The 21,221-nt window shown below is 35.3% G+C and carries 15 protein-coding genes; 5 read left to right on the top strand and 10 right to left on the bottom strand.

Going from position 1 to position 21,221, the window contains the following annotated elements; genetic code table 11:
- Positions 1 to 577: 577 nt before the first annotated feature.
- The 5 genes from QMO11_RS01195 to QMO11_RS01175 all read left to right on the top strand — a co-directional run bounded on the left by QMO11_RS01195 (position 578) and on the right by QMO11_RS01175 (position 6,338).
- Positions 578 to 1,591 (top strand): DUF4837 family protein, encoded by a 1,014-nt coding sequence (locus QMO11_RS01195; protein WP_068472735.1) that lies wholly within the window; start codon positions 578 to 580, stop codon positions 1,589 to 1,591.
- Between the two features lie 67 nt (positions 1,592 to 1,658).
- Positions 1,659 to 2,054, top strand: a complete 396-nt coding sequence (locus tag QMO11_RS01190) for a hypothetical protein (RefSeq protein WP_282035649.1) — start codon at positions 1,659 to 1,661, stop codon at positions 2,052 to 2,054.
- 123 nt (positions 2,055 to 2,177) lie between these two features.
- Positions 2,178 to 3,605: a leucyl aminopeptidase family protein gene (locus QMO11_RS01185; protein ID WP_282035648.1), complete on the top strand. Its 1,428-nt coding sequence runs from the start codon at positions 2,178 to 2,180 to the stop codon at positions 3,603 to 3,605.
- 429 nt (positions 3,606 to 4,034) lie between these two features.
- Entirely contained in the window at positions 4,035 to 5,141 is a 1,107-nt protein-coding gene (pdxA, locus tag QMO11_RS01180) for a 4-hydroxythreonine-4-phosphate dehydrogenase PdxA (protein ID WP_282035647.1), read from the top strand.
- Between the two features lie 261 nt (positions 5,142 to 5,402).
- The gene (locus QMO11_RS01175; RefSeq protein ID WP_068472724.1) at positions 5,403 to 6,338 is read left to right on the top strand and encodes a lytic transglycosylase domain-containing protein; all 936 of its coding nucleotides are present in this window, start codon (positions 5,403 to 5,405) and stop codon (positions 6,336 to 6,338) included.
- Positions 6,339 to 6,396: 58 nt separating this feature from the next.
- Here the strand turns inward: QMO11_RS01175 and QMO11_RS01170 are convergent, their stop codons facing one another.
- The 10 genes from QMO11_RS01170 to ppk1 all read right to left on the bottom strand — a co-directional run bounded on the left by QMO11_RS01170 (position 6,397) and on the right by ppk1 (position 21,047).
- Complete coding sequence (locus QMO11_RS01170) at positions 6,397 to 6,984, bottom strand: hypothetical protein (protein ID WP_282035646.1); 588 nt, start codon at positions 6,982 to 6,984, stop codon at positions 6,397 to 6,399.
- A 120-nt stretch (positions 6,985 to 7,104) separates the two neighbouring features.
- Complete coding sequence (locus tag QMO11_RS01165) at positions 7,105 to 7,788, bottom strand: glutamine amidotransferase-related protein (RefSeq protein WP_282035645.1); 684 nt, start codon at positions 7,786 to 7,788, stop codon at positions 7,105 to 7,107.
- A gap of 87 nt (positions 7,789 to 7,875) precedes the next feature.
- Positions 7,876 to 9,795 (bottom strand): arginine--tRNA ligase, encoded by a 1,920-nt coding sequence (gene argS, locus QMO11_RS01160; protein WP_282035644.1) that lies wholly within the window; start codon positions 9,793 to 9,795, stop codon positions 7,876 to 7,878.
- Positions 9,796 to 9,921: 126 nt separating this feature from the next.
- The gene (locus tag QMO11_RS01155) at positions 9,922 to 10,554 is read right to left on the bottom strand and encodes an energy transducer TonB (protein WP_282035643.1); all 633 of its coding nucleotides are present in this window, start codon (positions 10,552 to 10,554) and stop codon (positions 9,922 to 9,924) included.
- A gap of 115 nt (positions 10,555 to 10,669) precedes the next feature.
- The gene (locus QMO11_RS01150) at positions 10,670 to 11,062 is read right to left on the bottom strand and encodes a hypothetical protein (protein ID WP_068472711.1); all 393 of its coding nucleotides are present in this window, start codon (positions 11,060 to 11,062) and stop codon (positions 10,670 to 10,672) included.
- A 190-nt stretch (positions 11,063 to 11,252) separates the two neighbouring features.
- Positions 11,253 to 13,448, bottom strand: coding sequence for a S9 family peptidase (locus tag QMO11_RS01145; RefSeq protein ID WP_282035642.1), 2,196 nt, complete (start codon positions 13,446 to 13,448; stop codon positions 11,253 to 11,255).
- Between the two features lie 107 nt (positions 13,449 to 13,555).
- Positions 13,556 to 14,068 (bottom strand): GNAT family N-acetyltransferase, encoded by a 513-nt coding sequence (locus QMO11_RS01140; RefSeq protein WP_282035641.1) that lies wholly within the window; start codon positions 14,066 to 14,068, stop codon positions 13,556 to 13,558.
- Between the two features lie 387 nt (positions 14,069 to 14,455).
- A complete protein-coding gene (gene uvrA, locus QMO11_RS01135; protein ID WP_282035640.1) occupies positions 14,456 to 17,323 on the bottom strand; it encodes an excinuclease ABC subunit UvrA in 2,868 nt (955 codons plus the stop codon).
- Positions 17,324 to 17,864: 541 nt separating this feature from the next.
- On the bottom strand, positions 17,865 to 18,896 hold the full coding sequence (tdh, locus tag QMO11_RS01130) for an L-threonine 3-dehydrogenase (RefSeq protein WP_245820785.1): 1,032 nt from the start codon (positions 18,894 to 18,896) through the stop codon (positions 17,865 to 17,867).
- 102 nt (positions 18,897 to 18,998) lie between these two features.
- Positions 18,999 to 21,047 (bottom strand): polyphosphate kinase 1, encoded by a 2,049-nt coding sequence (ppk1, locus tag QMO11_RS01125; protein ID WP_068472703.1) that lies wholly within the window; start codon positions 21,045 to 21,047, stop codon positions 18,999 to 19,001.
- Between the last annotated feature and the right edge of the window lie 174 nt (positions 21,048 to 21,221).

Genomic DNA, 21,221 nt, shown 5'->3' with positions numbered 1-21,221 from the left:
AAACTTTTGTCGGCTTGGTTTTCATAAGTGGTTTTAATGAACGGAGGCAAAAGTAAGAAAATATGGTACTCATACAAATCTATAATGCTAGATGCCAGTTACTATATCGCAATTGCAATTCTGTGGTTTTACAAATAGAATAGTCTGTTTTTTAAACGAAGCATATTGTTTTTTAAATAAAGCTAGGTCAGCACTAGTAGTTATTATGTGCTGTATTGTGTTATATAACACAATATAGAGCACTCAATTAATTCATAAAATGAGGGATAGTAATGATTATAATATTTGAAATTATACACAATAATAAAATATACGCAGCTCGAACCCAATTGGCTTAGGGATAGGAGCGGCATCCTTTGTGAGCCCATTATGGCGAAGCAAAGATATAGCGTTTAGCCCGCCCCGCAGGGAAGCCCCAAGTTAATTATTAGTTGTTAATGAGACTTACAGCTTACTAGGTGTTATAATAAACCATTCATCTTCATACTTGATACTCGCAAGCTAGTGTAGTACGTTTGATAATGTTTTGTACATTTGTGTATCAATTAATATCAACCCATAAATAAACAATCATTATATGCGCAATCTACTGTATATTATTACGGCTATGGTTATATCACTATCGGCCTGTAAAACAAAACCTAATGCACATAAACCTGCACCTTCGGGCAAAGCGGGAGTTATGGTAATTGTAATGAACGATTCTGTAAAGAAATCGGAAGGAGGTAAAATGATTTGGGACATTATGGTTCAGCCTATGATTGGCCTGCCACAAGAAGAGCCCATGTTTGATGCTTCGGTGATACCCTACCGCTCGTTTTCTGATTTTATGAAGACTTACCGTAATATTGTTATTGTTGAAGTGGGTGCAAAGGTGAAGGAAGAAGGTATTAAGTTTTATAAAGAAACTTGGGCTCGAGATCAGGCACTGGTTAAGGTATTTGCTAAGGATACAAGTAGTTTAAAACTACAGATTGAAGAGAATGAGCTAAAGCTTGTGGGCTTTTTTACCAAGGCTGAACGCGATAGACTAAATAAGTTTTACACAAAGACTTTTAGTAAGGAGATGACGGACTTAATGAAAGAGAATTACGATTACGTGATTAATGTACCGCGCGAATTTAGCTTACGTAAAAGAAACGATGAGGTGCTATGGATGTCGCATGAAACAGCATCATCGAGCCTAGGAGTTATCACTTACCAAATTGATTATGTGGGTGAAGGTTCTTTCTCTAAAGAGTATTTACTAAACAAACGCTACGAGATGCTTAAGGCTCAAGTTCCTGGACCTAGTGAAGGTTCTTACATGACTACTGAACCTAAATTTCCGGTTAGCTATCAGGTAATTAATACCCCTAACGATAAAAATGTTATTGAGCTACGTGGCTTGTGGCGTGTGGAAGGCGATATGATGGGCGGACCATTTATTAGCTACTCGCACCTAAATAAAGAAACCAATAAAATAACTGTTACTGAAGGGTATGCATACAACCCTACAAAACCTAACAAACGCAATATGATGCGCCAGTTAGAGGCTGTTTTACGCACCTACAAACCTATAAAAAAAGCAACTGAAACAGCTACTAAGTAGGCTTGTATGGATTCCGGATAGGTAAATCCATTAACAAATTATAATTAACAATTAACAATTCTACAACATGGGTTTTCCTAGTTTAACGCGCGCTACCTTGCAACAGGCAACGCGTAAAAACGAACTGATTATTGAAACGGGTAAACAAATTCAGAAAGACTTTGCGGAGTTTGGTTTTACCATTCACTTCTCAGAGCAGGCTGATATATTCTACGACGAGCTATTTCACCAAATGAAGTTTTATGTGGCCGATTTATTGGCAAACAACATGGAGCAGTTTATGCATTTTTTATATCGTATTGATGTAAGTGAGCAACAAATTGCCATGTACCAGAACGAAATGCCCGATAGCCATTACGACGAGGTAATCACTGAGTTAATCATTCACCGCGAGCTTAAAAAGGTAATTACCCGAGATTATTTTCGCCAGCAAAGCAAACAAAATAGCAACGAACTGACTTAATGTATAGTGCTTAGTATTTAGTCAGTAGTTATTTGAGAATCCATTAGCCTAAAACCTATGACCCAAAAACTGCTACACTACTTCTAAGAGCTGGAAATCCATTGATAATTAACAATTAATTAAATGCAACCAACAATAATTAAAGGGCAGGCCACAGCAAACAGCAACACAGCTGTAATCATTAGTAAGGCCGAAGATTTATCGCAACTATCGCTAAATTCTAACGAATTGGCATACATACAAGGCAAGCTTGATGCCGATAAAAAACTAATTACTTTAAATCAGCTAAGCAACTTCCTATTTATTGTGTTAAGCGATAAAGATGGAAACGATGAATTAGAAAGCTTACGCAAAAAAGGTAATAGCATATTTAAAACCCTAAAAGGCGAGGATCTAAATACGGTTTCTCTTCTAGATTTAAAGGGATGCACACAATCAACTTTGGCTTTAGCCGAAGGGATTGCCTTAAGTGCCTACAGCTTCAACTACAAAACTGAAGGTAAAGAAAAGGAATTTGCACTAACTGAGATTACAGTGCAGTCTGAAGTAATTACCGAGGATCAAATTACAGAGCTAAATCATATTGTTGATTCTGTTTACATTACACGCGATTTAGTAAATACTCCGGTAGATAGATTAAATGCCACTGACATTGCCGACTTTATGGTGGCACAAGGTCAAAAGGATGGTTTTACTACCGAAGTGCTTAACAAAACTAAGATTGAAGCTCTTAAGTTTGGAGGTTTATTGGGCGTAAACAAAGGTAGTATTGATCCGCCTACATTTACCATAATGGAGTGGAAACCCGAAAATGCTAAAAACACAAAACCTTACGTATTGGTGGGTAAAGGTGTGGTATTTGATACGGGTGGTATTAACCTAAAAACGCCTCCCGGAAGTTTAGATACCATGAAATGTGATATGGGTGGAGCAGCTTCGGTTATCGGAACAATGGCGGCCATTGCTAAAAACAAATTACCAATACATATTATCGGCTTGGTACCAGCTACAGATAATCGTCCGGGCGAAAACGCAATAGTACCAGGCGATATTTTAACCATGCACAATGGCTTAACCGTAGAGGTTCTAAATACCGATGCCGAAGGTCGTTTAATTATGGCCGATGCCATTAGTTACGCCAATAAATACGAGCCAGAATTAGTGATTGATTTAGCTACATTAACAGGTTCGGCTGTTATGGCAATTGGCGAGTATGGTACTGTAGGAATGGGTACCGCAAGCGATGCTACTTTTGCACAATTAGAGGCAGATGGTTATGCTACTCACGAGCGCGTAGTACGTTTCCCTTTTTGGAGCGATTACGATGAGTTGATTAAGTCAGACATTGCTGATATTAAGAATCTAGGTAGCCGCGAAGGAGGTTCAATTACCGCAGGTAAATTCTTAGCTAAATTCACCAACTATCCATGGATTCACCTTGATATTGCAGGTCCTTCATTTCATTTAAAAGAAAGTAGCTACCGAGGAAAAGGCGGCTCAGGAGTTGGCGTTCGTTTATTATACCAATTCTTTAAGGGCTTAAGCAAGTAATAAGCTCTATACATCATAATATAAAAGCGTTAAGGATAACATTATCCTTGACGCTTTTTTCTTTTATCCCAAAATAATTTGGGCAGTTATACGGGCATTCCACTATAGTAATTACTTTAGGCGGCTCGTTTTATATAGTCGGTGCGTGGGCTTCCTGCGGTCGCCTACACCCTCCGTATAAAAGCGGCAGCCTAAAGCAATCACTGCCGTTTCATACCCTACTGCACAAAAGGCTTAGATATTTCAATTAGTCTATGATCTATAAACTAACATCTCTTATCTAAAAGCTCTTATCTTTTGCCTTTTGTTTTTATCTTTACAAACTTTAAGTATATTGTTGCAATTAGCATGGGTTAAGGGTAAATAACCTAACTCACAAAACTAGTATGCCGATTAATCCAATCGAAATACTCACAATAGGAGACCAAAATGAAAGGAAAAATAAAAATAGGAATTACTCATGGCGATATTAACGGAATCGGTTATGAGATAATTTTCAAAACTTTAGCCGACAACCGTATGTTGGACTTTTGTACACCAGTAATTTACGGATCGTCTAAAGTAGCTGCTTACCACCGCAAAACACTAAACATAGCTAACTTTAGTTTAAATAACATTAAAGAAGCTAACGAAGCGCATCCTAAAAGGGTTAATATTATCAACTGTGTTGATGACGAAGTAAGAGTTGAATTAGGTAAAGCCACTAAAGATGGAGGTACTGCTGCATATATGGCCATTGAAAAAGCCACTAACGATCTAAAGGATGGTAATATTGATGCGCTTGTTACAGCTCCAATCCATAAAAAGAACATTCAGTCTGATGAGTTTTCGTTTCCAGGGCATACCGAATACCTTGAGCAAAAGTTTAGCGATAATGGCTCATTAATGTTACTAATCAGTGATATTATGAAAGTAGGTGTTGTTACAGGACACATACCGGTAACACAAGTATCTAACGCCATAAATACAGATAAAATTGTTGATAAACTGCGTATATTAAATCACTCACTAAAAAATGACTTTACCATACGCAAACCAAAAATTGCCGTATTGGGTTTGAACCCTCATGCAGGCGATAATGGCTTAATAGGTAAAGAGGAAATTGATGTAATTATTCCTGCCATAGAAAAAGCAAAATCATTAGGTATTATGGCACTTGGGCCCTACCCTGCTGATGGTTTCTTTGGTTCAAACAACCTTTCAAAGTTTGATGCTGTATTGGCAATGTATCACGATCAAGGTTTAATACCATTTAAAACACTATCGTTCTCTAATGGGGTTAATTTCACTGCCGGCCTGCCTGTAGTTCGTACTAGTCCTGACCATGGCACTGCATTTGAAATAGCAGGACAGGATAAAGCTGATCCAGAATCATTCCGTCAAGCTTTATATCAAGCTATCGACATTTATAAAAGCAGAAATAATAATGCTGAGATTAGCAAAAGGCCATTACGTTCTTACGATATCTCTAAAATGGATGATAAACTTGATGTTGAATTACCAAAGGAAGAGCCTAAGCAAGAAGACGAAGCTTAATTTAAAGTGTAACCATATAAGAATAGAGGCTGATAAATCAGCCTCTTTTTTTTGTTACACCTCGTTTCAAATGGTTTTGCTTAACAACACCTATTACTCCTTAAAATCAAAGCTATTATTATACATCAATTTATGTATGATGGTATGTTAATTGTATGGACATTGGTACAATAAAGTTGCATCTTTACCACACCGTAAAATTAAAATATCAGTACCTGGTATTCATAAAACAAAAATGAATATCACACTAAAAAAAGAATCATGAAGCAATCATTTCACAATATATCAATCCGAATACTAACCATTAGCTCAGCAATAATTGCCATTTTTATTATTTCGCAATTGTTTGTTAACTCAACACCACCAGAAAGTAAAGAAGCCATTCCTCTAGAGGAAGTAAACCCCTACTCTATTCATTCACTCGAAATACCAAACCAATTAAATTTTGCCGGTGAAAAAGTACCCCTTGAGAAGCATTGGGTTAAAGAAAACTTTGATAGAGAATTACTGGTAAATACCTATTGGCAATCGCAAACCGTATTGTTTGTAAAACGATGTAATAGATATTTTCCAATTATAGAACCTATTCTAAAAGAAAACAACATTCCTGACGACTTTAAATACTTAGCGGTTATTGAAAGTAGCTTAATGCCACGAGCAATTTCTCCTGCAGGAGCAGCTGGAATTTGGCAATTTATGAAAACTACAGGTCGCGAGTATGGACTTGAAGTTACTACCGAGGTTGATGAACGCTACAATATAGAAAAGGCAACAGTGGCTGCCTGCAAGTACTTTAATAAAATGCATGCTGAGTTTGGAGACTGGACTTTAGTAGCTGCATCATACAATGCCGGCAGAACAGGAATAAAAAAGCAGCTTAACAAGCAATTAATTGATAATTATTACGAGTTATTATTAGGTGAAGAAACCGGAAGATATGTATATCGTATTTTAGCCATTAAAGAAATACTTACACATCCTGATTTTTACGGCTTCCATGTTGATGAGGATCATTTGTATGGCGCTATCCCTACAAATATAATAAAAGTTGATAGTACCATTGTTAATATTGCTGAGTTTGCCAAACAACACAATAGTTCTTACAAAGAGTTTAAAGACTTAAATCCATGGTTACGTGCCAATGCATTAACCAATACAAGAAAAAAGGAATACTCAATTGCCCTTCCTAAAAGGTAATTCTCATTTGATTATAATTCCAATATCAACAGAAAGTTATTGATATTGGAATTACAATTTATTTGAAGTTGATACTTTTAAATACCTCTAGTAATTTCTCTTCAATTTTACTTTGATCGTCACTTAAAATGGAAATATAAATATCTGCAACATTCTCTTTGTGCACTAAAATAAACAAACAATGATCGTAGTCTTTTGCGTATTCTGAATTACAATCGAATAAAGAAGTTGCGGCAAAGTCGGCATTAAACTCAATTCTAGCAACCTCGCTATGCAAGCTGTTTTGAGTTGGCATATTACCTGCACCCAACTGAGAAATACTAAGAATATTTGCCATATACATTGACTCATAGTATTTATTTGGGTTTACTACTGTTACATTAGGATCAGCCAAATTGGTTTCGTAGTCTGACATTAAACTAGCTAAAGGGAATATTGTATAACGCACCTCAATGCTATCCTTAACACTAAGTAAAGCATAGTTATATGTTAAATCTGGATTTTCGATAACAGGCGTTGACTTGAAACCCGTTGGAGCTTTAAACTGAATATTATGATCTTTAAGGAGTGTGTTAAAATCTCCTTTTGTTTGAGCATTGCCTTCTAATAAAAAGCATGTGAGTAATAATAGTAGAAGTTTGTTCATGTGGTTTAATTTTTCGATGGCACTAATATACATATATTAAATTAACATAAACAACCTAAGAGGTATTCTGTATAGTGTTAGCATACTAACTCCTTCAACCATAGTTGAACCTTGAAACCATTAGGTTTTTATCAAGAAATCTAATATAGAGAACATTAGCTTTTTATTGCTTTCAAAGTAGTTAAGCTGTGTTCTGATTTCTGCATCTGTTTGAACTTTATCTCCGCCTTGCGCTATTTCTTCACTACAATTTAGCAACATGGTATTAATAGTATCTGTAGTCTGCTCTAGGTGAAACTGAAGTCCAATAACATTGTTATTGATTTTGTAGGCTTGATTAACCACCTCGTCAGTTGATGCTAACAACTGTGCATCTATAGGTAAATCAAAAGTATCTCCATGCCAATGAAATACATTTATATTTTCGCCCTGATTACCTAGAACAGAATCTACATTAATACTTAAAGAATACCAACCAATTTCTTTACAAGGACCGGGGTATACTTTAGCACCCAATGCTGAGGCTATAAACTGAGAACCTAAACAAATACCAAGAATAGGCTTACCTAACTGAATACAAGCTCTTATAAATTCTGCTTCAGGTTTAATCCATGGGTACTCTTCAAAATCATACACTCCCATTGGTCCGCCCATAACAATTAACAGGTCAAAGGCATTCAAGTCGGGTAATATATCTCCTTTAAACTGGCGGGTGCAAGTTAGCTCGTGCTCATTATTTTCTACCCACTCTTCAATGTTTCCTAGCCCCTCAAATGCTACATGTTGTATCCAATGAATCTTCATGATTGGTAGTTTTTTTTCTATATAAAAATACCAAGACTAACTACTTAAAGCTAAAATCTTGGTATGATATCTTATAATAAATTTCAATTACATTTTTTCAGGAACATCAACTCCTAATAGGAACATGGCATTCTTTATGGTTTTCCCTACTGATTTAGATAGAACAAAACGCATTTGCATAATGTCTTTATTCTCTTCAGTTAAAATATAATGATCGTGATAAAACTGATTGTATTCTTTAGCTAGGTCATATGCGTAATTAGCAATAACTGCAGGTGAATATGTCTTTCCAGCTTCGGCAACAATGTTAGGGAAATTAGAAATCATCTTGATTAAGTTGTTTTCTTTTTCATCTATAGCTACACTAGTATTTAGCTGCTCATCAACAGTAACCCCTTGGTCGGCGGCTTTTCTGAAAATAGACTGAATACGTGCATGTGTATATTGTATGAACGGACCAGTATTTCCGTTAAAGTCAATAGACTCCTCAGGATTAAAAGTCATATTCTTACGAGGGTCAACTTTAAGAATAAAGTATTTTAAAGCACCCAAAGCAATCATTTTATATACTTTCTCAGCTTCCTCATCAGTATAACCATCAAGCTTACCTAACTCTTTAGACATATCGCGAGCAGTATTTACCATTGCGTCAACCAAATCATCAGCATCAACAACTGTTCCTTCTCTCGATTTCATTTTACCTTGAGGTAATTCAACCATTCCGTATGAGAAGTGCTGTAAATCTTTCCCCCAATTGAAACCTAATTTATCTAAAACTAACGATAGAACCTTGAAGTGGTAATCTTGCTCATTACCTACAACATATACCATTTTATCGATATCATAGTCGTCGAAACGAAGCTTTGCTGTACCAATATCTTGGGTCATATAAACAGAAGTTCCATCCTTTCTAAGTAAAAGCTTCTCATCTAAACCTTTATCAGATAAGTCAACCCAAACACTGCCATCTTCACGCTTATTGAAAGTACCTTTTTCAAGACCTCCCAATACCATATCTCTACCTACGGTATAGGTATCAGATTCGTAATATATTTTATCAAAGTCTACACCTAATTTTTTATAACTAACATCGAAACCGGCATAAACCCATTCGTTCATCATTTTCCAATCAGCATATACTTCTTCATCCTTAGCTTCCCACTTTCTTAGCATTTCACGTGCTTCGAGAATTAGTGGAGCATTGTTCTCTGCATATTTAGCCAATTCATCACAAGCCTCAAGTTGAGCAGCTTCAACTTCATTAAGGCCCTCTTTGCTTTTCTTTTTAGCTTTTAATGATTTGTGTAAAGCACCAAAGTCTTCAGTATCCTTAATAGCAGAATAATCATTTAACTTATCAGCAATGATTTGAGCTATTTCAATTTTATATTCCTTATCGAATTTTACATAGAAATCACCTACTAAATGATCTCCTTTTTTACCTGATGACTCTGGAGTAATTCCTTCACCCCACTTTTTCCAGGCAAGCATCGATTTACAAATATGTATACCTCTATCATTAACAATATTGGTTTTTACAACCTTATTGCCGTTTGCAGCAGCAATTCTTGATAGAGAATATCCCAATAAATTATTTCTGATATGCCCAAGGTGCAATGGTTTATTGGTATTTGGAGAAGAATATTCAATCATCATTAATGGTGAATCCTCCTTAGCCTCAACATAACCAAATTGATCTTTAAGAGCTATTTCGTTGATTAGATTTAACCAATAGTCAGCAGCAAGTTCAATATTTAAGAAGCCTTTTACAATATTATAGGCTGCTACAGATTCTTCGTTGGCTTTAATATACTCGCCAATTTCAATACCGGTATCTTCAGGCGACTTTTTCGAAATCTTTAGAAGTGGAAAAACAACAATAGTAAAATCACCTTTCAAATCCTTGCGAGTAATTTGTACTTGTGCTTGTTTCTCGTTTATATCCTGATTGTATAATTCTTTAACGGCAGTTATTAACCTGCTTCTTAATTGATTTTCTATGCTCATTACTTGCGTATGCTAAAATTCAAAATTTGAAAGTGCAAAGATAAAAGAAAGTGTTTAATTATTGCGGATAGGAGGGATAGATTTCAATACTAGAAAAGTGCAATGCAGCGAAATTAATCGTATATCTTATTCTACTAGTTCAAATTCTATATTAATAATGTATTCTCCATCGATATTATGCCCATTGTATTGCGCCGGAATCCATTGCCAATTGTTCGGAAATGTTTTGGCAACATCAACAACTGCCTTATCTAAGAGGGGATGCAACTTTTCTCTAACATAAAAACTAACAATCTCGCCAAGGTTATTAATCTGAATTGCCAAAGACACACGGCCTTTTATGTTATGCTTTTTTGCTTCAATTGGGTAGCGAATATTTTTAATCAGAAAAAGATAAGGAATTATAGGGCTACCCTTAAAGTATACCGGAGTTTGAACATAGTCTTCAACTTTATCTTTTCCTGATATTTTACTGATTCTTTGTGTATCGTAGTTATACTCATACTCAAATATCGCATCTAATGAAAAATAAAGCCACTTACCTATTTTAGTATTATTTGAGAACTGGCCCTTCTCAATTACCTTGCCTTTATAGAACCTAAGATAACTACCGTGCTTTATGCTTGTATCATTTTTCAAACTAAGATATTCTTCGTAGTAATTACCATCCTCGTGTTTTACAAGTATGGTTTCTTGGGCAAAGACTTTATTAGTCTGAAGTAAACTTATAAGAAATAGAAATGTGTATAAAAGCCTCAAAATTCGATTTTAAATCAAAAGTACTCAATCCTTCTTTAGAAGACAAATAGAGTTTTGACTTAATCAGAATGATAAACAGATTGCATAACTAATGCATCGAATATGGGTATTGATGTTAACGAGCAAGCATGTGCTCTTTGTTTAATAGATGCTTTTCGGCATTGGAAACACTTGAAAAGACTCTAACATCCAAGTTGCATAAATTACTGATATTCTGATATACCATGGCCATGGCTGTATTAACCGGTTTTGTACAAACAATAGCAACGCTATAAAATACACCTTGTCTATGTTTCATACGTTGGGTATCAATAATACTTTGAAGGTGAGCCGGATTTAAGTCTGATTCACAGCAGTTCATCTTAATCAGAGCTTTTAGATGTTTTACTTCAGGATTAATTATTAATTCAAGTTTATCCCAGATACCATTTATATCAATAAAGTTTACGGTATCTGTAAATTCAATACTTAATAGCTCATTGTCATTATTGAAAGAATACTGTATCATTTTTATGGCTTTATTAGTGTACTAACAAAGCCAAATTCTATGCCAACAACATGCATACCAAAGCAGTATGATGGTTAATGATAGTTAAAAAACTAGCCATAAATAGATACAAATATTAAGTCTAAAGCATAAAAAAAGCTCCTCTAATACTGACGATTAAAGGAGCCTAAATAAGATTGTATTTGATATGCTATTTCAAATTAGTTTCTAAATAATCAAACATCATATTATATAAATGCATTCGGGTATTACCGCCATAAATACTATGGTTTCTATTGGGATAAATAAACATATCGAATTGCTTATTGGCTTGTACCAATTGCTCTACATACTCCAAAGTATTTTGGTAATGAACATTATCATCAGCTGTACCATGTATTAAAAATAATCGTCCCTGTAAATCATCCACCATACTAATAGGTGAATTTGCATCGTAACCTTTGGCATTTTCTTGAGGACGACGCATAAAACGCTCCGTGTAAACACTATCATAATACCTCCAATTAGTAACCGGCGCAACTGCAATACCTAATTTGAATATGCCATTGCCTTTACTTAAGCAACTACAGCTCATAAAACCACCGTAGCTCCAGCCCCATATGCCTATTTTTGTTTCATCAATATAATTTAATGACCCCAAATACTTAGCAGCCTCTATTTGATCGTCAGACTCGTATTTTCCTAAATTCATATAGGTACACTTCCTGAACTCTTCTCCGCGTGCCCCAGTACCTCTAGGATCAATACAAGCCACCACATATCCTTCGGCAGCTAATGTTTGCTCCCATCCGTAGCCCCAACGATCAAGAACTTGTTGCGAATTAGGACCGCTATATTGAGTCATTAAAACAGGGTACTTTTTATTGGCATCAAAACCTAAAGGTTTAACCATCCATCCATTAAGTTCAATTCCCTCAGATGTTTTAAAAGTAAAGAATTCTTTTGATGCTATTTTATATTTACTTACCGTACTCTTTAATGTATTATTGTCCTCAAGAGTTCGTAATAATTTACCATTCTGACTATGTAATGTAACTAAAGTTGGTACCGTAGTGCTTGAGTAGTAATTGGTGAAAAATTTAAAATCATTACTAAACACGGCGCTATTCGTACCGCTTTTAGCAGACAATTTATACGTTTTTTTTGCATCAATACTTGTGGCGTAAATTTCGCGTTTGGTTGCATTCTCTTTAGCTGCCTGATAGTAAAAAAGTTTCTTTTTAGTATCGTAACCATAAAATTTTGTTACATCCCATTCTCCTTTGGTGATTTGCTTAATTTTTAGCCCAGCCATTGAGTATAGGTGAATATGGTTATATCCATCAAACTCTCCCACATAAACAAAATGTTTGGCATCATTTAAAAATGTAAGATTATCTAAAACCTCCTCTGCAACATAGTACTTGTTTCTATCTGTAAAAATGGTTTTACAAACACCCGATGCACTATTGGCAATAATAAGATCAAATTGATTTTGCAGACGGTTCATTTTTAATATCCCCAACTTACCATCTTGCTTTGTCCATCTGATACGTGGGATATAATAATCTGTATCAGTATTCTCAAGCTTCATGGTTTTTGTGGTTCTATTTTTAATATGAAACACCTTCACATCAACTTTAGCATTTGTTTCTCCGGCTTTAGGATATTTAAACGAATATTCACCTGGGTATAAAGAATAATCTTCATTAGTTGGATGCGTACCTTTGTATAAGGGAAATGTAAATTCTTTTACATCACTCTCATCAAATCGAACGTAGGCTAATTCTGTACTTTCAGGAGACCATTCGAGTGCTTTATTGTAGGCAAATTCTTCCTCGTAAACCCAATCAGGAATACCATTAATAATTTTGTTGTATTCTCCATCCTTGGTAATTCTAACCTCAGTACCAAATTTTAATTTTGCAATGTAAAGGTCGTTTTCTTTAACAAATGCAACCATCTCTCCATTTGGTGAAAAGGTAGCTACTTGTTGTACACCCTCATTAGATAAAGGAGTAATCTCCTTTGATGGAATATCATAAACGTAGTAGTTTGCCGTATATGAGTGACGATAAATAGATTTTTTATTTACATACATCAACACCTTAGTTTGTGTACTATTTATATCGTAACCTTCAATATGATCAATAGGGCAATTATCAATTTTAGATAAATCAATAAGGGTTTTTACGGCCTTACCTGTTGAATAGGAATATTTTATAATTTGGGTCTTTCCTTCTGCTAATGTTGTGTAGTAAGCTCCATCATCCATAGATTTTAAGCCATGAACTGATTTAGCACGGAATGTCCCATTTTTCTGAATATCTTCTAGGCTCACCGTTTGTTGTTGGGCAACAACAATAGTGCTCAATAATAAAGCTAAGCCTAATATAACGTGTCTCATCGAAAAAAGTGTTTATGTTGATATAGTTAATACAGCAGCAAAGCTATAAAAATCTATAGGCTTCACAAACTGCCTAACAGGCTATTAATGGTAATCTCTAATCTATTTTATGGCTTAGTCCATTCTCTTTTTAGGATACTCATGTTATAGGTTGAGAAATACTCATCATCTATTAAGAAGGTATCTCGCAATAAACCCTCTTTCAGAAACCCACACTTCTCGTAACACTTAATTGCACCTAAATTATAATCAAACACACCTAAATCAATACGATGTAAATTTAGTTTCGAAAAACCGACTTCAAGAAGCAAGTGAATTAACATTCTGCCATATCCCTTATTTCTATCTTGCTCGTCAGCAATCAGTATTCTGCATAAACGCGCGCTCTTATTGCTTACATCAATATTATTAATCTCAGCATGACCAATTACTCTGCTCGATTTGGTTTCAATCACCTTATAAATTAATCTATTTTCAGCTAATATATATTGCTTCAATTGTTGATGAGAAACAGGAAATGTAAATGCAGGACCTGCGAATTGAAACATCATTTTTTCATCAACAATCCAAGAAATAAATCTATCAAAGTCAGCTTCTACAAACGGTTCAAGAACAATCATTTTTATTCTTATAAAATATTTAATGTAGTTTAATTACTTTTTCAGCTATGCTGTTCTAATATAATTTTACGTATTGGGCTGTTAGCCCAAACCTACCTGCCGGCAGGTAGGCCCAACTTCATCCTGAAACAATTAAGAATACTCAATTCTTAATCGTCCCGATGCCTTGAAGCAAGAAACAGAAGCAAAGAAATTCAAGGCTGCTTTACAAAAAACTTTTTTATTTATTTGAAGCTTAAGTGCGGCTGGCGGATCTTCGAGCTAAGCTCTCAGCTAGCCAGTCTTACTAAAGCTGCAAATAAAACAAAAGCCTTCTGTAAAGAGGCCAATCCAACAAGGCGCTTAAGTACAAACCTACGAAAAAAACACATTCTGAATAAGATACTATTACTTTTTCAGCTCATCACGTAAAAATTTAGCGGTAAAGCTTTCTTTATTTTTAGCTACTTGCTCAGGAGTTCCTTCACATAATAGCTCCCCACCAAAACGGCCGCCTTCTTTACCAATATCAATTACATGGTCGGCTACTTTAATCACATCGAGATTGTGCTCAATTACGATAACCGTATTTCCTTTATCAACCAGGCGGTTTACTACTTCGAGTAAAACTCGGATATCTTCGAAATGTAGGCCTGTTGTGGGTTCATCTAGAATATAGATCGTTTTACCCGTATCTTTTTTTGCCAACTCACTGGCTAATTTTACGCGTTGCGATTCACCACCTGAAAGCGTAGTAGAAGGCTGACCGAGTGTGATATAACCCAAGCCCACTTGCTGCATCACCTTAAGTTTAGATGCTATTTTTGGGATAGCCTCAAAAAATTCAACGGCCTGATTAATGGTAAGATTAAGCACATCGCTAATCGATTTTCCTTTATATCGAACTTCAAGAGTCTCGCGATTGTATCGTTTTCCATTACACTCAGGACAATCGACCATTACATCAGGTAGAAAATTCATCTCAATTACTTGAACACCTCCACCTTTGCATGTTTCACATCGACCACCGGCCATGTTAAATGAAAATCGGCCCGGTTTATAATCTCTTATTTTTGATTCTGGCAGACCCGTAAATAGCTTTCGAATTTCATCGAACATTTTGGTATAGGTAGCAGGGTTCGAACGTGGCGTTCTGCCAAGAGGTGATTGATCCACATCCACAACTTTATCTACATGCTCTAATCCATCTATTTTCTTAAATGGCATCGGATCTTTTACCGAATTATATACATGCTGATTTAAAATTGGGTAAAGAGTTTCGTTTATCAAGGTAGATTTCCCACTACCCGAAACTCCTGAAATACAAATCAGTTTTCCCAGAGGAAACTTAACCGTAATACCCTTTAAATTATTACCACTTGCCTTATGAAGTACTAGTTTATTACCATTCCCTTTTCGTCGGGTTTTCGGAACCTCAATACATTTTTTATTATTCAGGTAATCGGCAGTTAAAGAGTTGTGTTTAATCACTTCCTCAGGTTTACCTTGTGCCACAACCTCTCCTCCATGTCGGCCTGCAAATGGTCCCATATCAATCAGGTGATCGGCTTCCATCATCATATCCTTATCGTGTTCCACCACAAGAATAGAATTACCAGTATCGCGCAGCTGCTTCAGCGATTGAATCAATTTATGATTATCGCGCTGATGCAAACCAATGCTAGGTTCATCTAATATATAAAGTACATTAACCAACTGTGAGCCAATTTGTGTTGCCAACCTAATACGTTGGCTCTCACCACCAGATAATGTATTTGCCGTTCGGTTTAAGGATAGATAGGTTAACCCAACATCGAGAAGAAAACCTAGACGATTTCTGATTTCCTTTAGTAGTTCGCTTGCAATTGCTTTCTGCTTATTGTCAAGTTGTTTTTCAATCCCCTCAAATAAATCTGCCAATTGGTTTAAATCCATTTGAGCGAGTTCCGCTATGTTTTTATCAGCAATTTTAAAATGGAGCGACTCTTTTTTCAAACGTTGTCCGTTACAACTAGGACAAATTGAATTGGTAACAAATTGCATGGCCCATTTTTTGGCCTTCTTTGAAGTATCGTTGCTTTGCTGCTGAATTACGTATTTTATAACACCCTCAAAACTTGCAAAGTAGTTTGATGTATTTCCGAGCGGTGTATTTTTAAGTGTAATAGGCTCGCTTGAACCATGTAAGATATCGTCAAGTGCTTCTTCTGGAATATTTTTAATTGGCGTTTTAATAGTGAAATTATGCTTTTCGGCCAAAGCCTCAATTTGCCAAAATATTAAACTGTTTTTATATTTTCCAAGAGGTACTATTCCGCCGGCATGTATGCTTAACTTATCATCAGGAATCACCTTTTCAATATCAACCTCATCAATAACGCCTAATCCTTTACACTTTGAACAAGCGCCTTGTGGCGAATTAAATGAAAAATTATGTGGAGCTGGTTCGCTGTATGAAATTCCACTTGTGGGACACATTAATTTTTGAGAGTAATATTTTGCTTCATCCGTATCTGCATTTAGCATCATCATAATGCCTTTCCCATTTTTCATGGCAAGCTCTACGGACTCGGTCAATCGCTTTCTGTCTTTTGCATTAACCTTTGTACGGTCTACCACCATCTCGATGCTGTGGTTTTTATAACGATCTAACTTGTAACCGTGATCCAGCTCAACTATCTCTCCATCTACACGGGCATGTAGGTAGCCTTTTTTTCTAATTTGCTCAAATAGTTCTTTGTAATGTCCCTTGCGGTTATTCACCAATGGGGCTAAGATGTATACCTTTTTACCCTCGAAATTATCAAATATTAAATCTAATATTTTCTCAGTGGTGTATTTCACCATTTTTTCGCCTGTGTTGTACGAATATGCAACTCCTGCACGAGCATATAATAAACGAAGGAAATCGTATATCTCGGTGATGGTACCAACTGTGGAACGAGGGTTTTTATTAGTAGTTTTTTGTTCGATGGAGATTACAGGACTTAAACCGGTTATTTTATCAACATCGGGTCGTTCCATATTACCTAAAAACTGACGTGCATAGGCTGAGAATGTTTCGATATAACGACGTTGGCCCTCGGCATAAATAGTATCAAAAGCTAAGGATGATTTACCACTACCACTTAAACCCGTTATAACAACTAACTCGTTTCGAGGAAACTCAATATCTATGTCTTGCAGATTATGAACTCGGGCACCTAAAACCGTAATTTTACCATCTTCAATATATTCCTCTTGATTTTCGGCGGTGCTTTTTATCTCTGAACTCATACTTATTTATTCTCAGTTTTTATTATGAAACAAAGGTAAATAAATACAGTTTACATTTGAGCTTTAATTATTCACATTATTATATATCCCCAATTGATCAATAAAAATGTGCAAACAATAAATAATGCTGGGTAATGTATTTTACCGGTTTTCCGAAAGACGTGCCTAAACTTAAATAATCCCTCCGGATTTTCCGAAAGCATATTTAAATATAAATAGGCGTATCGGGCTTTCCGAAAACCGTTATAAAATTAAAAACAGCTTGTCGGGATTTCCAAAAGGTGAATTTAAATTTAAATAGGTCTGGCCGGTTTCCCGAAATCTTTATTTAAAATGCATTCGAGCTTTCGGATTTTCCGAAGGCTATATAGGCTGTTTTTTTGTTTCGGTAAGTAAGTAGATAGGGTTCCTAAAATCAGAGATACAAAAAAAGCAGTAATAATGGCCAACCCACAACTTACTGCTTTTTGTTTATAACTTATTTTCAGAATTCTCGCAACAAGCTTGAGAACTTTGAAATATGAGTGTTCGTATTATAAAACTAATCCCAATTCAATATTACTTTACCACTATTTGCCGTCTCCATAATATCAAAACCTTTTTGGAAATCATCAACCCCAAATCTATGTGTAATCATAGGTTCTAGATTGATACCTGATAGAAGCATTTGTTCCATATGGTACCAAGTTTCATACATTTCACGACCATAAATACCCTTTAAGGTTAAGCCCTTAAAAATAATTTTATTCCAATCAACCGTAGTGGTTTCTGGTAATATCCCCAGCATTGAAATTTTGCCCGAATTATACATATGCTCAATCATTGAGCTAAAAGCATGTGGGTTACCTGAACATTCTAAACCAATATCAAAGCCTTTCAGATCCATTTCAGCTACAACATCTTGCAAATTCTCTTTTAATGGATTTACCACTCGCGTTGCGCCCATCTGTTTTGCCAGTTTAGCTCTATATTCATTCGTTTCTGTAGCCACAACATATCTTGCTCCTGCAAACTTTGCAATAGCAACACACATGCTTCCTATTAAACCAGAACCTGTTACCAAAACATCTTCCCCAATTATTGGAAAACTCAAAGTTGTATGTGTTGCATTTCCGAACGGATCCATGATTGAAGCAACTTCATCTGAAATTTTAGGGTGAACTTTCATTACATTAGTGGCCGGAACTTTTACATACTCAGCAAACGAACCATCGATATTAACGCCAATACCTATTGTATTTTCGCAAATATGCTGTCTTCCTCTTCTACAGTTTCTGCAATGTCCGCAGGCAATGTGTCCTTCTCCTGTAACCCTATCTCCCTCTTTAAACTCCTTAACTTCGGAACCCACTTCGGCCACATAGCCAACATACTCATGGCCTACAACCATTGGTGTATTAATGGTTCTTTTGGCCCAATCGTCCCATAAATATATATGTAAATCCGTTCCGCAAATAGCTGTTTTAGCAACCTTAATCAAAACATCATTTACTCCAACTTTTGGCAATTCTACTTCTTGCATCCAGATTCCCTTTTCTGGTTTTGCCTTTACAAGAGCTTTCATTTTACCCATCGTCCTTTGCTTAATTTTTAACTAGTGCAAAATTGTACATTGTTACATTCATGATTTATGATAAAACTCAATTGCATGAGTATCTATATATGAATAATCTCATCACTTTTGATCTTGAAGCCAATTATAAAATTCTAATTGAGATCTAAACTCAGGTTCTCCTTCTGCCCTTGGTCTTAACTCATTCACTAACTTGTTATCTAATATACGTGCCGAACAATTATCTTTTAATTGATAGTTAAGCATTAAACGTATCTCCTTTTGTAAGCGTTTATCGTAAATAGGACAAGCAACCTCAATTCTTCTGTCTAAATTTCGAGTCATTAAATCAGCTGAAGAAATAAAGAATTTTTCATCGCCATTATTATGGAATACAAATATCCTTGAGTGCTCAAGAAAGCGATCAATAATACCTATGGATTCTATTGGCCCGGCTTCATCTTTAAAATCTGAATAAAGAGAGTTCATACCACGTATGTTTAATCGCACCTCTACTCCTGATGATTTGGCACGATATATCAATTGAATTAAATTGTAATCAACCAAATTATTAAGTTTTATATCAATACGTGCTTTCTTACCTTCTGCGGCGTTTGCGATTTCTTTCTCGATATAAGTCTCCACTGTATTTCTTAAACAAAATGGAGCAACTAATAAATGTTTAAATTCTGGTATGTTATAATTCTTGTGAAAGAAATCGAATATTGAATTAATTTCAGTGGTTATACCAATATGCTTTGTAAATAATAAATGATCGGCAAATATGGTTGCAGAATCTTCATTAAAATTACCGGTTCCAATACAGGCATAGTCAGAAAAACGTCCTCTTTCTTTTCTTGTTACAATACATAATTTTGCGTGAACTTTAAGCCCTGGAACACCAAAAATAACTCTTACCCCTGCATTTTCTAATCGGTTGGCCCATGCAATATTTGCCTTCTCATCAAATCTAGCTTGAAGCTCCATTACGGCAGTAACCTTCTTTCCGTTACGAGCAGCATTGATGAGCGAATTCATCACAGCCGACTGTTTTGCAACTCTATAAATCGTAATTTTTATAGCACTAACCGTTGGGTCTATTGAAGCTTCGCGCAGATAATCAATAAAATTTTCGAATGAGTGATACGGAAAATGTAATAGTAAATCCTTCTTCGTAATTATATTAAAGAAAGATTGTGATGGCTTAATATCCTTATGAGGTATCCCTGGTAATTTTGGATAACTCATACCGGTGCTACTACCAAACTTAGGAAAACCAATAAAATCTTTAAAATTATGATATCGCCCACCACGGATTACTGCATCGCCTGATTTAAAATTCAGTTTCTTCAATAAAATATTGAGTAATTCCTCAGGCATTTCTTTATCATGAACAAATCGAACCGGTATTGCTTCCTTACGTCGCTCGAGACTCTTTGATATTTTTTTCACATAACTCTCTGATATATCGTCGTTAATATCCAACTCTGCATCGCGAGTTAATTTGAAAGTATATGCCTTTATTTCATCAAACTTAAACATGTAAAAAATATCTTTAAGCTCGTATCTTATTACGTCATCTAATAACATAACATACTTTTTACCATCTGTTGATGGCAACAAAACAAAACGATCTATACTTGGCGGAATTTCTATTAAAGCATAGTTCATTTTATCATTTTCGGTATCCTTTAAATAAATTGCCAAGTAAATTCCGTCATCTGCCAAATCGTGTAATTGGCGTTTTTTCGATAAAATAATTGGCATTAAATGACCCCGAACCTTACGTTGGAAGTAGCGTTTTACAAATTCGCCCTGATCAGGGGATAAATCATTTTCGTTAATCAAGTAAATATTATTCTCTGCGAGATCACTGAGAATTTTATCATAAGCCATCGAAAATTTAATCGATTGCAATAAAACAATATCGTGTATTTGCTTTAAAATTTCCTTGGGGGATCCTCCTTCAAAAACCGAATTTTTATCAAGTTGACTTAAGCGCTTTAAAATTGCAACACGAACTCGAAAAAACTCATCCATGTTATTCGAGTATATTCCTAAAAACTTTATTCTCTCAACTAAAGGAACATTATCTCTAGCCGCCTCTTGCAAAACTCTATTATTAAAAGATAACCAGCTAATTTCCTTACTTCTAAAGCTATTTTCTAACATTGTATGACATCAAATTTATATAGGGTGACATGATTAGCAAATCATAAATGGACTTATAAAAATATAAATTTAATGAATAAACTCACAAGTAGATTGCTAAAGCAGCAAAATTGTTGAACATTTTAGTAGTCTAAGGGTTTAAAAATGGAATATTAACAGACTTTATTGTCTGAT

Origin of the sequence: Saccharicrinis aurantiacus (genome assembly GCF_947489045.1) — a bacterium.
Lineage (GTDB): Bacteria > Bacteroidota > Bacteroidia > Bacteroidales > Marinilabiliaceae > Saccharicrinis > Saccharicrinis aurantiacus.
This window is presented reverse-complemented; position numbering and strand designations above follow the sequence as displayed.